General features: G+C 43.1%; 13 protein-coding genes. 3 read left to right on the top strand and 10 right to left on the bottom strand.

The window, feature by feature from the left end; all coding sequences use genetic code 11:
* Positions 1 to 7 precede the first annotated feature (7 nt).
* Together rpoZ and gmk are read right to left on the bottom strand one after the other, a co-directional pair.
* Positions 8 to 205: a DNA-directed RNA polymerase subunit omega gene (gene rpoZ, locus ACKRAT_RS05145; protein WP_411844029.1), complete on the bottom strand. Its 198-nt coding sequence runs from the start codon at positions 203 to 205 to the stop codon at positions 8 to 10.
* Positions 205 to 825: a guanylate kinase gene (gmk, locus tag ACKRAT_RS05140; RefSeq protein WP_411844028.1), complete on the bottom strand. Its 621-nt coding sequence runs from the start codon at positions 823 to 825 to the stop codon at positions 205 to 207. The genes rpoZ and gmk overlap by 1 nt, the downstream gene beginning before the upstream one ends.
* A gap of 139 nt (positions 826 to 964) precedes the next feature.
* Between gmk and ACKRAT_RS05135 the strand changes: the two genes are divergently transcribed.
* Positions 965 to 2,665, top strand: coding sequence for an NFACT family protein (locus ACKRAT_RS05135; RefSeq protein WP_411844027.1), 1,701 nt, complete (start codon positions 965 to 967; stop codon positions 2,663 to 2,665).
* 156 nt (positions 2,666 to 2,821) lie between these two features.
* Here ACKRAT_RS05135 and ACKRAT_RS05130 read toward each other — a convergent pair whose 3' ends face one another.
* From ACKRAT_RS05130 to glgB, 4 genes are read right to left on the bottom strand one after another with little or no spacing between them, the layout of a single operon-like run.
* Positions 2,822 to 4,231, bottom strand: coding sequence for a glycogen synthase (locus ACKRAT_RS05130; RefSeq protein ID WP_411844026.1), 1,410 nt, complete (start codon positions 4,229 to 4,231; stop codon positions 2,822 to 2,824).
* A gap of 28 nt (positions 4,232 to 4,259) precedes the next feature.
* Positions 4,260 to 5,366 carry a glucose-1-phosphate adenylyltransferase subunit GlgD gene (glgD, locus tag ACKRAT_RS05125; RefSeq protein WP_411844025.1) on the bottom strand — a complete coding sequence of 369 codons (1,107 nt, stop codon included), beginning with the start codon at positions 5,364 to 5,366 and terminating at the stop codon, positions 4,260 to 4,262.
* Positions 5,359 to 6,516, bottom strand: a complete 1,158-nt coding sequence (locus ACKRAT_RS05120; protein ID WP_411844024.1) for a glucose-1-phosphate adenylyltransferase — start codon at positions 6,514 to 6,516, stop codon at positions 5,359 to 5,361. Before ACKRAT_RS05120 ends, glgD begins: the two co-directional genes overlap by 8 nt.
* Positions 6,506 to 8,446, bottom strand: coding sequence for a 1,4-alpha-glucan branching protein GlgB (gene glgB, locus ACKRAT_RS05115; protein WP_411844023.1), 1,941 nt, complete (start codon positions 8,444 to 8,446; stop codon positions 6,506 to 6,508). Before glgB ends, ACKRAT_RS05120 begins: the two co-directional genes overlap by 11 nt.
* 155 nt (positions 8,447 to 8,601) lie before the next feature.
* Here glgB and pulA point away from each other — a divergent pair, with 155 nt between their 5' ends.
* Positions 8,602 to 10,698 carry a type I pullulanase gene (gene pulA / locus ACKRAT_RS05110; RefSeq protein ID WP_411844022.1) on the top strand — a complete coding sequence of 699 codons (2,097 nt, stop codon included), beginning with the start codon at positions 8,602 to 8,604 and terminating at the stop codon, positions 10,696 to 10,698.
* Positions 10,691 to 12,334 carry a phospho-sugar mutase gene (locus ACKRAT_RS05105; protein WP_411844021.1) on the top strand — a complete coding sequence of 548 codons (1,644 nt, stop codon included), beginning with the start codon at positions 10,691 to 10,693 and terminating at the stop codon, positions 12,332 to 12,334. Before pulA ends, ACKRAT_RS05105 begins: the two co-directional genes overlap by 8 nt.
* Before the next feature lie 49 nt (positions 12,335 to 12,383).
* Here ACKRAT_RS05105 and pyrE read toward each other — a convergent pair whose 3' ends face one another.
* From pyrE to ACKRAT_RS05085, 4 genes are read right to left on the bottom strand one after another with little or no spacing between them, the layout of a single operon-like run.
* Complete coding sequence (pyrE, locus tag ACKRAT_RS05100; RefSeq protein ID WP_411844020.1) at positions 12,384 to 12,992, bottom strand: orotate phosphoribosyltransferase; 609 nt, start codon at positions 12,990 to 12,992, stop codon at positions 12,384 to 12,386.
* The gene (gene pyrF, locus ACKRAT_RS05095) at positions 12,989 to 13,693 is read right to left on the bottom strand and encodes an orotidine-5'-phosphate decarboxylase (RefSeq protein ID WP_411844019.1); all 705 of its coding nucleotides are present in this window, start codon (positions 13,691 to 13,693) and stop codon (positions 12,989 to 12,991) included. Before pyrF ends, pyrE begins: the two co-directional genes overlap by 4 nt.
* A gap of 14 nt (positions 13,694 to 13,707) precedes the next feature.
* Positions 13,708 to 14,571: a dihydroorotate dehydrogenase gene (locus ACKRAT_RS05090; protein WP_411844415.1), complete on the bottom strand. Its 864-nt coding sequence runs from the start codon at positions 14,569 to 14,571 to the stop codon at positions 13,708 to 13,710.
* Between the two features lie 53 nt (positions 14,572 to 14,624).
* Positions 14,625 to 15,374 (bottom strand): dihydroorotate dehydrogenase electron transfer subunit, encoded by a 750-nt coding sequence (locus ACKRAT_RS05085; RefSeq protein ID WP_411844018.1) that lies wholly within the window; start codon positions 15,372 to 15,374, stop codon positions 14,625 to 14,627.
* Positions 15,375 to 15,378: the final 4 nt, after the last annotated feature.

Below are 15,378 nucleotides of genomic sequence, written 5' to 3'. Positions count from 1 at the left end.
TTGTCAGCTAGCGTTTTTTTACTGTTACTTTTTTTTCTGCGATTTCTTCTAAAGCACGGCTTACAGTCTTAAGCGTTTTATACTCATCCAATATGAGATCGTCCGGCTCATCCTGCAGGTGACGGGCACGTTTGGCCGCCATCGTTACAACAAGATATTTGGAATTGACATTTTTCTTCAGTTCATGGATTGATGGGTACAGCATTAATTATTAACCTCCAGCAACATTCTTAATTTAGATTCGACACGTTCACGCCTCATGTGGGATGCTTCTACAATGCATTGAACACGCTGGCGGGCAGCATCGACATCGTCATTCACAACTACATAATCATACAAATTCATCAACTTGAGCTCACGCTTGGCTTCTTCTATGCGGTGTCTGATAATCTCCGGTGAATCCGTGCCGCGGTTGACGAGCCTCGCCTCCAATTGAGTGAGGTTTGGCGGAGCTAAGAAAATGAAGAGTGCATCCGGGAATTTTTCCCTGACCTGCTTTGCACCTTCGACTTCTATTTCCAGGAATACGTCATGTCCATCCGCCATTGTTTGTTCTACATATTCTACAGGTGTCCCATAGTAATTACCGACATATTCGGCGTACTCGATAAATTTATCCTGCTCGATGAGGGTTTCGAATTCTTCCTTAGTCTTAAAGAAATAATCGACGCCGTCCACTTCCCCTTCACGCATTTGTCTTGTTGTCATTGAAATCGAGTATTTAAAATCCGTGTCCGGGTGGTCGAAGATTGCTTTTCTGACAGTCCCTTTACCAACACCGGATGGTCCGGAGAGAACAATTAGAAGTCCCTTTTCTGAAGTCATAACACGTAACCTTTCTATTTGTGATTATCTCTTAATGTACCATATATAAGCTGAAAATTCATCATAAAATCACTGTATGCTTCAAACTGCCCTGTTTCATGTTAAAATATAGAATAGCAAATTACAGGAGGCACCAACCATGGCATTCGACGGTAACTTCGTCCACGCACTCATCGATGAACTTTCTACACTGGAAAAAGGCAAGATTAATAAAATACAGCAGATGGATGATACTTCACTGGTATTTAAGATCCGCTCGCAGCGGGCCAATCATAATTTACTGATCAGTGCACATCCGATGTATGCACGGTTTCATCTGACGGAACAGAAATACGAATTTCCGTTCAATCCGCCGATGTTCCTGCGCGTTGCCAGAAAACATATCGAAGGCGGCATCATCAGGGACATCAGACAGATCGGCAACGACCGCCGTGTGGAATTCCATATACAGTCCCGCAATGAAATCGGCGATGATGTTGAACGCATCCTTATCCTGGAGATTATGGGACGCCATTCGAATATCATCATCACGGATGAAAAATATAACATCCTGGATGGCATAAAGCATCTGACGCCGAATAATAACGCACGGACAATCATGCCGGGGTTTGAATATGAAGCCCCGCCGACCGCAGAAAAACTCAATCCGAGAACAGAGGATATAGAAAAACTGCCGGCAAGAATAGATTTCAACAGCGGCAAGATCAATAAACAGATACTCGGTGCCGTTGAAGGCTTCAGTCCTTTATTCGTCAAAGAAACCGAACACAGAGCGGGCCATTTTACGATCAGGAATATTGTATCAGCAGTAAAAGAGACAATGGCGGAAGCGGAAAACGTTGTTCCGTCCATGTACGAACAAAACGGCAAAGAATTATTCTATTATACACCACTTGCGCATCTGGGGGAACCGGTTGAAACATTTGATACATTATCCCGCCTCGTGGATGACTACTATCATAACCGCTATCAGACTGCGCTCATCAAACAGAAGGCAAATGACTATCTTAATGTCATTGGGCGGGAATATGAACGGACCGAACGGAAGATCGAGAAGCTGAAAGATGATCTTAAGGAAGCGGAAGAGAAAGACAAGTATCAGAAATACGGGGAACTGCTGACCGCCTTCATGCACCAGGTGAAACCCTACGCGGAATCCGTCCGTGTGATGGATTACTATACAAATGAAGAAATCAGCATTCCGTTAGATCCGAATATTTCCCCAAGTGACAACGCACAGAAATACTACAGCAGGTATAGCAAGTTGAAAAAGCGCGAAAATGCAGCGACAGAGCAGCTCGACCATGCGCGGGTCGACATGGAATACTTCTCCAGCCTCCTCCATCAGATGGAAGAGATTACAACCGCGGAAGAAGTCGATGAGATCCGGGAAGAGCTGCATGAGCAGGGCATCATCAGAATCAAGCGGAATCAGGGGGCGAAGAAAAAGAAGGCCCGCAAGATTCAGCTGCATGAATACAGGACGACAAACGGTCTGACAGTGCTGGTCGGTAAAAACAATAAGCAAAATGACTATCTGACAGCGAGAAAAGCACAGAACAACCATCTGTGGTTCCACACAAAAGACATCCCGGGATCACACGTTGTCATCACACATCCGGCAGACCAGATTGAAGAACAGGATATAATGGAAGCGGCGATGCTTGCATCATTCTTCTCCAAAGCGAAAGAATCCGATTCCGTACCGGTTGATTTCACAGAAATTAAACACGTGCATAAAATCAGCGGTGCAAAACCAGGGTTTGTCACGTATACAGACCAGCAGACGGTATTTGTGACCCCTGAAAAGAAAAAAGTGCAGAATATGGAAGTTAAGTAAAAACGATAGAGTGAGGCGGACCTTTATGGTTCGTCTTTTTTGATTCATGAGATAAATAATCAGTATCACAGCTGATGATGGATTATGGCAAGAATATTCCGCATCCAAAAAAACCCCCTCTGTCAAAGAGGAGGCGCATACCGAATTTAATTAACTTCACTGCTTTTCATACAGCTCCACATACTGCTTTGCGGAATTCGCCCAGCTGTAATCGGAGGCAAGCATGTTTGCACACAATGCATCCATATGTTCCGGTTCTTGATACAATCTCAAACTGTATTCCAGCTTGCCCAGCAGTTCGTGTGCATTATAATTCTCAAACGACAGACCGTTTCCGGTATGATCGAATTCATTATATGGAATGACTGTATCTTTCAACCCGCCGGTTTCACGCACGATGGGCGCGTTTAGATACCGAATGGCAATCAGCTGTCCCAAACCGCATGGTTCGAACAGGCTTGGCATAATGAAGAAATCGCATGATGCGTATATCCGTCTGGCATAGGGCTCGCTGAATCCTAAAGTGACGTGCACTTTCCCCGGAAAGTTAACTTCCAGCGACTTGAAGTATTCTTCATACTCATATTCGCCGGAACCCAGCACAACGAGCTGTACATCGGATTCAAGAAAATCATGTAAAATATGCCTGATTAGATCCAGTCCTTTTTGAGCGACCAGGCGTGTGACAATCCCGTACATTGGTATATCTTTATTCACTTCAAACCCGAGCGCTTCCTGCAGCACGAGTTTATTTTTTAACTTGGTTTTCCGCGAAGACTTGAATCTGTAGTCCAGTGCCTTATCCCGCAATGGGTTATAGTCCACGACATCGAGACCGTTCACGATGCCGTATAGGTCCTCCGCCCGGCTCTCGAGTACTGATTCCAGTCCTTCACCGAAGAATGGCGTCAGGATTTCTTTTGCATAAGTATCGGAAACGGTTGTGACAATGTCTGCATGATGAATGGCCGCTTTCATTATGTTCATCATGCCATGCCACTCAAACCCCGCAAAATGTTCCATTTCTAAATTCAATAACTCGCCGAAACCTGAATGATGGAACCAGCCCTGGTATTTTATATTGTGAATCGTATACACTGTTTTCATTCCCGGGTGCGGCCGTTTTATACTGCCGATTGCAACTGCTGCCCCCGTCTGCCAGTCATGGCAATGAAGCACATCGAATATTTCATCTGTGCGGTACATGAATTCTATAATGGCATTCGAGAAATATATGAACCGCTCACCGTCGTCGATATATCCGTATAACCCGTCACGGTTGAAATAATATTCATTATCCACAAAGTAATAGACGACACCGCGATCTTTCAACTTCAAAATACGGGTGTACTGGTTCCGCCAACCGACCGGTGTACTGAATACAGTCACTTCTTCCATTTTTGATCGGTAGTCCGAATTTATAATTTCTTTGTATAGAGGCAGGATAACAGAAACATTCATCCCTTCTTTGGCCAATGCCTGGGGCAGACTCCCAATCACATCAGCCAAACCGCCTGATTTTACGAATGGCGTACATTCACTCGCCGCAAAAAGTACATGTTTCACGCTATTCCTCCTTCTTTCTTTCAGCATCTTAGATTGTTGAACGCTTTGCAACGACATATGGTTTATCTTCTGACCCAATGAGTCTGCGGTCTTCTGTAATCGTTACATCTTTATCTAAAATGACATTTTCAATATATGCGCCAGGTTCAATCATACAGTTTGCAAAGATCACTGAATTTTTAACCGTGGCGCCTTTTTTAACCGTCACGTTTCTTGAAATGACAGAACGATCGACCGTGCCTTCCACTTTTACGCCATTCGCTAGAATGGATGATTTTACAGCGCTGTCTTTTTTATATAGTGTCGGCGGGTTAGTACTGATCTTGGTCCTTACCAGATTTTCACCATGGAAGAAATCACGGTATTTGTCCTTTTCAAGCAATGCCATACTGTTTTTGAAATATGAATGGATGGAATTGAAATAATAGGTTGTTGCATCAATGTCATAAAAACCAGTTCGGAAATGATCCATTTTCTCCCTGATTCCATTGTGGAACAGATCCGGTTTGTAATTATCGATGCACTCGCGGACAATGTCGCGAAGCACCTCTTTTTTAATAATGTACACGCCCGTATAAATATGATTATTATTCTCGTCATGTGTGAATCCCGTCATACTGTCGTCTTCTGTAACCAGCTTTAATATTGATGCACTCGGAATGTCGTCCTCGGGCCGCCTTTCACTGATAAACGTAATATCATTATCCTGATCCTTATGATATTGAATGGCTTCGCTGTAATTCGTGTTCGTAATAAACTGTGAACCCGAAATCAGTATATGATTCCCCTTAAAGCGACTAAAAAAGTCAGAGTGATTATGGAAATGCTTCAAATCCCCCTGGGAAATATCTGATGGATCATTCCAGTCCGGCGGCAGCACGAAAATTCTCGAGTTCCTGCCTTCAAATCCAAAATCTTCCTTACGGCTTAAATGGTCGAGTAAAGACCTGAATTTATTGCCGGCGAACACGCCCACTGTTTTTACACCTGAATTGGCGATGTTCGTCAGCGTAAAGTCTATCAGACGGTAACGGCCCATAAATGGCACGGATCCACCGCTTCTGAAGTATGTCAAATCTTCCAAATAATCATGTTCGGGCTGTAAATTGATCAATCCCAGAACGTCTTTATTCATTTTGGCTGCCTCCTTCTCCAATATATTCTTTTAAATTCTCCTCTATAAGAACGATCGGTTCCTCCTCTGTTGACCGAATGACTGTATTGCCCGGGATTTCCAATCCTGATGTTACGATCACACGGTCGAGTACGACATTCTCTCCAATTACTGCATCCGGCAGGATAATGGATGAATTAACGTCTGCACCATCTTTGGTTTCCACACCGATGAACAGTATTGAGTTTTCAATTTTGCCTTCTATGAATGAACCTGAAGAAATAAGGGAATTGGTAACCTCTGCAGTTTCCCCTATGTACTCAGGTGGTCTGTTTTCTTCATTTGGATAAGTCGGCCATGTTTTTGACATCAGCAGCGTCTGGAAATCTTCTTTCAGCAGATCCATGTTGGCTTCCCAGTAACTTGTGATTGTACCGACATCTTTCCAATATCCTTCGAATTTATATGCGAACAAACGCTTGTCATCCGCAAGCAGTTTGGGAATGATATCCTTGCCGAAGTCATGGTCGCTCATCTCATCTTTTTCATCTTCCAGCAAATATGGCTTGATTGTTTTCCAGTCGAATACATAGATGCCCATTGAAGCCAGGTTATTTTTCGGATGCTCGGGCTTTTCATCAAATTCATAAATGCTCAAGTCTTCATTCGTATTCAAAATGCCAAAACGGCTTGCCTCATCCATAGGCACTTCAATAACAGAAATTGTTGCATCGGCGTTTTGTTCCTTGTGGAAATCCAACATTTTCGTATAGTCCATCTGATACACATGATCGCCGCTTAAGACCACTAATTCATCCGGCTCATATTGTTCGACAAAATGCAGATTCTTGACGATTGCGTCCGCTGTACCCGAGAACCAGGATCCGCCCTCTCTGTTGGAGAAAGGCGCAAGGACACTGACTCCGCCTTGCTGTCTGTCGAGTCCCCAAGGCTTCCCGATACCGATGTGTTTACTCAGCATGAGTGGTGAATACTGCACCACAATACCTACAGTTGAAATGTCTGAATTGGCTATGTTACTCATCGTAAAATCGATAATTCTATATTTACCGCCAAAGGGAACTGCCGGTTTTGCCAAATCTTTTGTAAGCTCTCCCAGTCTGGTTCCCTTACCCCCTGCTAAAAGCATCGCTACAACTTTAGATGTCATTTTTACTACCTCCATCGGAATTGGTTTCAATTTCAAATACCTGAAATGCCAAAGGTGCCACAGTCACTTTTATATGCTGCTCTTCCCTGATGTGTCTTTCATCAAAACTGAAATGCTGGCCATCATTGATTACGTCGGACCCGGAATATTTTGCGCTGTCACTGTTGAAGACTTCCCGGTAGGTGCCCGGCTCAGGTACAGGTATTTTGAAATCATGATATACATCCGGCCTGTAATTCAATATGCAGATTTTAAGTTTTTCATCCGTCTGTCTCGCGTAGCTGAATATTGAATGTTCAGTGTCATCGACTACCAGCCAGCGGAATCCATCCGGGTCGTAATCTGATTTATAAAACTCAGGATGACTCTTATAAAAATGATTGAGGTCCTGGACATATTTCTTTAGGTTTTGATGATAGGAATAGTCCAACAGATGCCAATCCACCTGCTCTTTATCTTTCCATTCATGGTACATTCCAATTTCCTGTCCCATGAATAAAAGCTGTTTTCCCGGTTCTGACATCTGGTTGCCGTACAACAGTCTCGCCTGGGCAAATTGCTGCCACTGATCACCATACATTTTTCCGACTATGGATTTTTTTCCATGGACCACTTCGTCATGGGACAACGGCAATACAAAGTTTTCATTGTATTTATATGCGAGAGAGAATGTCATGCGGTTATGGAAGTAGTCCCGGTGACTGAAGTCTTTGTCCATATAGCTCAGCCGGTCATGCATCCATCCAAGATCCCATTTAAAGTTGAACCCAAGGCCGCCTTCACTTACAGGTGATGTCACCATAGGAACATCAGAGGAATCTTCGGCCATCATCAATAATGATGAGTCGTAGTCAAATACGACCGTGTTTAACTTCTTCAGGAATTCAACACCTGCCGTATTGGTTTCTGTCCCTTCACTGTTATATATCTTTTCATGAGGTTCATGATTTTCAAAGTTCAAATCGATCATGCTGTGTACAGCATCTATCCTCAGCCCATCGATATGGAACTCCCTGAACCAGTACATTGCCGCGGATACAAGGAACGATTGGACTTCCGGTCTGCCATAGTCAAAAGTCAGAGTGCCCCACTGCCTTTTATCCGCAATTCTTTCGTCCGGATGTTCATATGTCGGCGTGCCATCAAACATTCTCAAGCCATGGTCATCCTTGCAGAAATGAGCAGGGACATAATCCATGATTACGCCGATATCCGCTTTGTGCAATTCATTGATTAGAAATTTCAGATCTTCCGGATGGCCGTAACGGCTCGTGGCTGAAAAATACCCGGTCACCTGGTAACCCCACGATAAATCAAAAGGATACTCAGTGAGCGGAAGGAATTCTACATGGGTATAGTTCATTTCTTTTAAATAAGGAATGAGTGCTTTTGCTGCTTCCCTGTAGGAATAATGTGCTAAATCAGTCACCTCATCATCTGACATGCCTTCAGTATCAGTAACCGGATGCTTCATCCATGTGCCCAGATGCATTTCATAGATACTGATCGGAGATTTATAAATATTGGATTTTTGACGTCTTTTCAACCAGTTTTCATCTGTGAATTCAAAATCATCCACATGAATGATGCTCGCTGTATCTGGACGCTTTTCATGATAAAATCCATAGGGATCCGCCTTTAGGTGGGAAGTGCCGTTAAAGTGGATCCGATACTTATATGTTTCTCCTACAGATAACTGATTTGTTCTGTAGATCCACAAACCATCCCCACCCAGCGGTTCAAAATCCATATCAGAACCGGAAAATCCATTCAGATTACATGCAAGCTGAACATGATCGGCTTTTGGAGCCCATGTTATGAAACGGACACTGCCGTCTGATTCACGATGGGCCCCGAGAAATTCATATGCTTTAAAATGCGTCCCCTGATGAAACAAATATTTATCAAGGTTGAAATTATCTTTACTCAAAAAATCTACCCCTTTCGGGTATACTATAGTTGTACCCTTATTCCCAGTATACAACTTATGCATGCAAAATTATTAACTTTTATTTATTTTCTCAAAATTAATATTAATCTATATTTTTAAAATATATCATTCCAAACATGAAAATGGAGGAAATTATGCTTAAAGCTTATCTTGATTCCCCGAATGAAATCACAGTGACACCATTTGATAACCATGAGCTGGTACATGAAGAAATCAGAGTGGTTCAAAACAACAGTCCATTGGAACGTAAAAATCTCGTCATTTCCAATAATTGCATCCGGTTGAGATTTTTAAAGGATATTGATTTGGATGCCTATACATTTATCGAATATAACGGAATGACATACCCCCTGCTCATGGGCAGGTATGTGCATTCAATCGAGTTTGATTTGAAATATTCGACCAGTGTCCAAATGGGACCGATTTACAGTAAAGAAAAAACAGTATTCAGGGCATTTGCACCAACAGCAATTGAGTGCCATCTTGTACTGGAGGATGAATATTTCAAAATGAAGAAGATTAACGGCTATTTTGAAATCTCCATAAATGAAGATTGTCACGACAAATATTATCATTATGAAGTCAGTCACAACGATGTAACACATGCCGTAATCGACCCTTATGTAAAAGGGATCTCTGCAAACTCCAAAGAAGCAATGGTAATCGATTTTGATCGAATTAACCCGGGATTCAGAGAACATCCTGTCCCCGAGATTCCTAACGATGAAGCGATTATCTATGAAACACATATCCGGGATATGACCATCCATCCAAACAGTGGCGTAAAAAAGGAATGGCGCGGCAAATATTTAGGCATGACGAAGCAAGCATTCACGAAGCATGGTTTATCCAGCGGTCTCAACTATTTGGCAGAACTCGGTATCACACATGTCGAATTGATGCCTGTAAATGATTTCCTGACCGTCGATGAACTTAACATCAGCAAGAGTTATAACTGGGGATACGATCCCAAGTTCTTCATGGTGCCGGAAGGCAGTTATTCTACAGATCCCAAAAATCCAATCACCCGTATCCTTGAACTGCAGCAACTGATAGAAACACTGCATAAAAATGGAATGAAAGTCATCCTTGATGTCGTGCTCAATCATGTATACGAAATAGAAAATTCAAGTTTTGAGAAACTCGTGCCGGGGTACTATTTCAGACATAACGATGATTTATCCCTGTCCAACGGCACAGGCGTCGGAAATGACTTCGCTTCCGAAAAATTAATGGCACGGCGGTTTATTATCGATACAATCTCTTTCTGGCTGGACTACTACAGAGTAGATGGATACCGGTTCGATCTTATGGGTGCGATCGATATAGAAACGATGCAGGGGATTGAAAAGCTGGTGAAAGAGATTGATCGGGAAATTCTGCTGCTCGGTGAGGGCTGGGACCTTCCAACCGCCCTGGATTACTCTAAGAAAACACTGCCTGAGTTCAAAAGCCGCATCCCGACGGTCCACTTCTTTAATGACCATTTCAGAGATGCAATTAAAGGAAGTAATTTTGAGCTGATGGCAAAAGGGTATGTAAATAGTGAGGGTACCGGTATTGACAGCATCCGTAAAATGTTCACTGGATTCTTTGATGAATACTCGGCCGCCATGAGTGTAAACTATGTAGAGGTTCACGATAACCATACATTGTATGACCGGCTGAGATATTCTTCGGGAAAACGCCAGTATGTACTGGAAAGCCAGCACCAGCTGGCAACCGCTCTCGTTCTGCTGTCCTTCGGCACCCCGTTTTTACATGCAGGACAGGAGTTTTTTAGAACTAAATTCGGTCATGGTAATACGTATAACTTAAGCGACATGTTAAACAGAATGGATTGGAACCGCCGTGCCAAGTATCAGGATAATATTGAATTTGTGAAATCACTCATAAATTTCCGCAAGAGTGAACCTGTCTTTAAATTAAAAGATAAAAATTCTATAGAAAAAGCGATAACTCTCTTAACTTTTGATCATCTTTCCAATGTTTTTGGTGTTAGAATTAACCATGAGGACAGTGATTTCATCATCATGATCAATCCTACAGAGACATCAGCGGAACTTTCATTCGGAAATGAAGGATCGTATAAAATCAAGATTTCCAATCAAAGAAATGTGGACGAGGCAGTATATCGAAACAGCTTCTATATCAAGGGTTATGAAGTTGCGATACTGACAAAAACCGGCAGTGAATTTACTAATATCGAGGAGCGTGGACTCAATGGATAGAAAACAGTGGGAAGCACATATTGAAAACAGCTTTATAGATTCAGGGGATTATGATTCATTAAGTGAAACTGAGAAAGAAGATGCATTCGCATCAACACTCTCTTTTGGAACAGCTGGAATCAGAGGAAAAATCGGTCTCGGACCCAACAGGCTGAACCGTTATACTGTTGAAAAAGTTGCACTTGGCCTTGCACATTCATTAAAAGAGGAAGAAAATCCGCTTGTTGTAATCGGGTTTGATACCAGGCATTTCTCTCCGGAATTTTCACAGACAATGGCATCCGTACTCGCGCAAAATGGCGTCTCCGTAAAAGTTACAAAGCAATATACTTCAACGCCGGAGCTATCATTTTTTGTCCGGGAATACGATGCCTCACTTGGTGTGATGATTACAGCGAGTCATAATCCGCCTGAGTACAACGGCATTAAAGTGTATGGTGCGGACGGAGCGCAACTGATCGATGAACCGGCTGCCCATCTCAGTGAAAAAATTAATGCAATCGAGGATATCTTCACCATTGAAAGTAAAGATTTTGATGAAGGTGTCGAGGATAGCATCATTCAATATGTCACTGAAGAGATGGAACAAAGCTATAGAGATCATGTCACTGAATTTATTGGTGACATCCCTGAATCAGATCTATCCATCGTTTTCTCAAGTCTTCATGGAACAAGTGTACCGATTGTTCCGGAACTCCTTGATACGCTCGGATTCAAAAATTATTCGCTTGTGGAAGACCAATGTGTTCCTGATGGAGACTTCCCTACCACAGCATCACCGAACCCTGAAAGTCCGGAAGCTTTCGATAAAGCGAAAACACTTGGACAAAAAATCGGTGCAGATCTGCTGATTGCCACAGATCCCGATGCAGACAGAATGGGTATCGTCGTAAAACATGAAAAAGAATATGTACACTTAAATGGGAACCAGATTGGTATATTACTATTAAATCATAGGATTCAAAAAGGAAAAGACAAAAAACCTGTAATCATCAAATCCATCGTAACGAGTGATCTGGGCCGCAAAATCACTGAAGCCAATGGCGGGGAAATGATTGAAGTGCTGACAGGATTCAAATATATCGGTGAACAGATAAAAGCGATGGAAAACGATGATAAAAAGAAATTCGTATTGGGATATGAAGAAAGTTACGGTTATCTGCTTGAACCGTTCGTAAGGGATAAAGATGCCATCCAGGTTGTGCCGTATGTTGTCGCAATGGCTTCAGAACTTAAAAATAACGGCCGGACACTCGTAGATGCGCTTGAAGAGATTTACAGTGAATACGGCCGCATAATGGAAGTATTGTACAGTCATACATTTGAAGGGACAAGCGGCAAAGAAAATATTGATGAGATAATGAGCCAGTTCAGAAAGAATACACCACAGGAAATCGGCAGAAGAGAGGTCATTCTCGTAGAGGATTTCTTGGAACAAAAGAGAAGAGATAAAGGCGGTAAGACAGAAAATATTGATCTCCCTAAAGCAAATGTGATCAAACTACACTTCAAAGATGGATGGATTGCCCTGAGACCTTCAGGTACAGAGCCGAAAATCAAACTTTATGTATCATTGGAAAGTACACAGATTGAACAGGAAGCAAAAATCATCAACGATATGATCTTCGGTGTGTAAATTAATTCACTCGAATAAAAAAGCGACTCATTTTGAGTCGCTTTTTTGTCTATAAATTGTTTTTGAATTCAATGATGGTTTCTCTTTGTCCGTCTGTCAGTGTCCCTTTTTTTGTACTTACATCAAGCAATGCATCCAAATCACTCAACGTATGAAAAGATAATTTTGCTCCCTCAAAAGCCTGATCCGCTTTTTTAATGCCGTAAGTGAAAATCGCAATGACATTTAACACGTCACCACCATTTTCCTTCAATGCTTCGGCCGCTTCCAGGCTGGAACCGCCTGTTGAAATAAGGTCTTCGATCACAACCACCTTTTTACCGGCAACGTCCGCACCTTCGATCTGATTCCCTTTGCCATGCTTTTTCTTCGATCCACGGACGTAGCACATTGGCAGATTCATCCGTTCGCTGATATATGCCGCATGGGGAATACCCGCAGTGGATGTTCCTGCTATGATTTCTGTGTCCGGTGCATGCTTTTTAATCAGCTCTGTAAATGCATCCGCTATTTCTTCACGTGCTTTAACATCCCCGATGACTTTCCTGTTATCACAGTATATCGGTGAAATGATTCCGCTTGACCATGTAAATGGATCCTCCGGTCTTAATTCCACTGCGTTTATATCAAGAAGTATTTCTGCAATTCTTTCTTTCATGCCAATTCGTCCCCGCTTTCCCACATTACTTGCACCATTCTGTATTTTTCTACAGGATCAGCCGCTTTCGTTATTGAGCGGCCCACCACGATATAATCTGTGCCGAGCTGATTCGCAATTGCCGGTGTGACAACACGGATCTGATCATCTTTGGAATCTTCCTGCAATCTGATTCCCGGTGTAATCGTTAAAAAGTCATCTCCACAATATTCATGAATCATTTCTGATTCAAGCGGCGAGGATACGACACCGTCAAGTCCGGCATGTTTAGCCAGCAGAGCATAATGTTTCACGCTGTCCTCCAAAGTGAGATTGGATTTCTGTTCTTCTTTTACATTCGAGTCATTCATTGAAGTGAGCTGTGTGACTGCGATTAAAGTACCATCCGGATTGCCGTCCTTAAATGATTCCAAAGCCCGCTTCATCATCGCACTTCCGCCCTGGGCATGAACATTCGTCATTTGAACATCAAGTTTTCCGAGCCCCTCCATCGCTTTACCTACTGTGTTTGGAATATCATACAGCTTCAAATCCAGGAAGATATCGTGCCCCATCTCACGGATTTCTCTTATAATGTCCGGCCCATTCTGCAAATAAAGTTCCATGCCCACTTTGACGAACAATGGTTCATTGAATTGGCTCAGAAACTGCTTTACTTCTTTCATCGTGCCAAAATCAAGTGCAATAATCGGTCTCTTCATTAGAAGCCACTCCCCTATATTGTTTTATATGCGCGGCCTTTCAGGTCATGCAAATGATCCAGGCCCATCTCTGCCACTTTTTCATCGAGGTCCCGGATCAGTTCCGGACAGATATATGGATTCGTAAAGTTCAGTGTTCCCACCGCCACCGCATCCGCACCGACAGAAATATAATCTAAGATATCATCGGCACTGGCAATGCCGCCCATACCGATGATTGGGATATCCGGCAGATGCTGGCGCACCTGATAGATCATGTTCAGACTGACCGGCTTGATCGCCGGGCCGCTGAGTCCGCCTGTAATATTGGAAATGAGCGGCTTGCCATCATTCCCCAATCTCATCCCGACAAGCGTGTTGATCATCGTCAATCCATCTGCAACATCCGCGACACTTTTAGCCATTTCTGTTATATTCGTTACATTTGGTGATAATTTAACGTAGACGGGCACATCTGAAACTTCTTTCACTGCTGCGGTCAGGCGTCTCGCAGTATCAGGGTCGGTACCAAACTGGATGCCGCCTTCTTTGACGTTCGGGCATGAAATATTCAGTTCAATCGCTTTTACATTTTTCGCTTTGGAAATTTTATCCGCTACAATTCTATAGTCTTCGATTGCTGTGCCGGCAACATTCGCAATGATCGGCACATCATAATTTTCAAGAAACTTCAGCTCATGTTCAATAATATGATCGACACCCGGGTTTTGCAGCCCGATTGCATTGAGCATCCCGCTCGCAGTTTCTGCTACACGCGGTGTAGGATTGCCGATGCGCGCTTCATGTGTTGCCGCTTTGATCATGATGGCGCCGAGACCGGAGAGATCATAAAGCTTCGAAAACTCCTCGCCAAAGCTGAAGCAGCCCGATGCCGGCATGACCGGGTTCTTCAATTCGAGACCGGGCAGCTTTATTTTGAGTCTTTCGCTGTTCACAGAACAATCTCCCCTTTTCTGAATACTGGTCCTTCTGTACACAGTTTGATGTAATCCCCGCGGGCTGTTTCGCATACGCAGGCATAACACACGCCAAAACCGCATCCCATTCGTTCTTCGAGTGAGATATAGCCGTCCAGATTCATTGTTTCACTTAAGACTTTCAACATCACTTTAGGCCCACAGGCATAAAAGATATCATGCTCATCTTTTAAATTTCTGATCACATCAGTGACAAATCCTTCAGTGCCGTATGATCCATCCGCCGTTGCGACATGTGTCTCTCCTAGTGCTTTAAATTTATCTTCATAAAAGACATCTTTTTTTGAGTTGAAGCCAAGTACGTGTGTCGTTTTGACACCCATCTGATTTAAACGTTTAGAAAGCTCGTAAAGAGGCGGAACACCGATCCCCCCGCCTACAATCAGTACATGGTCATTTTGTTCCAGCGGATAACCATTGCCAAGCGGCGAAAGAATATCAAGCGTATCCCCTGCTGTGAGTGTGGATATCTTTTTCGTGCCCGCTCCTTCAGCACGGTAAACAATTGTAAATTGTGAGCGATCGTAGTCGATATCTGCAATGGAAATCGGCCTTCTCAATACATGTTCCGTTGAATCTGCGATTCTGACATGCACAAACTGCCCCGGTGTTTTCATGCTGGAAGTGATATCTCCTTCCAGCACCATTTCATAGATGCGATCCGCAATCTGCTTTTGACTCTTAATGTTCATCAGATTTTTCATTCTC

The sequence above is a fragment of the Salinicoccus sp. HZC-1 genome, from assembly GCF_046736035.1.
Lineage (GTDB): Bacteria > Bacillota > Bacilli > Staphylococcales > Salinicoccaceae > Salinicoccus.
Note: the sequence above shows the minus strand (reverse complement) of the source record. Positions and strands in the feature narration are given on the sequence as shown.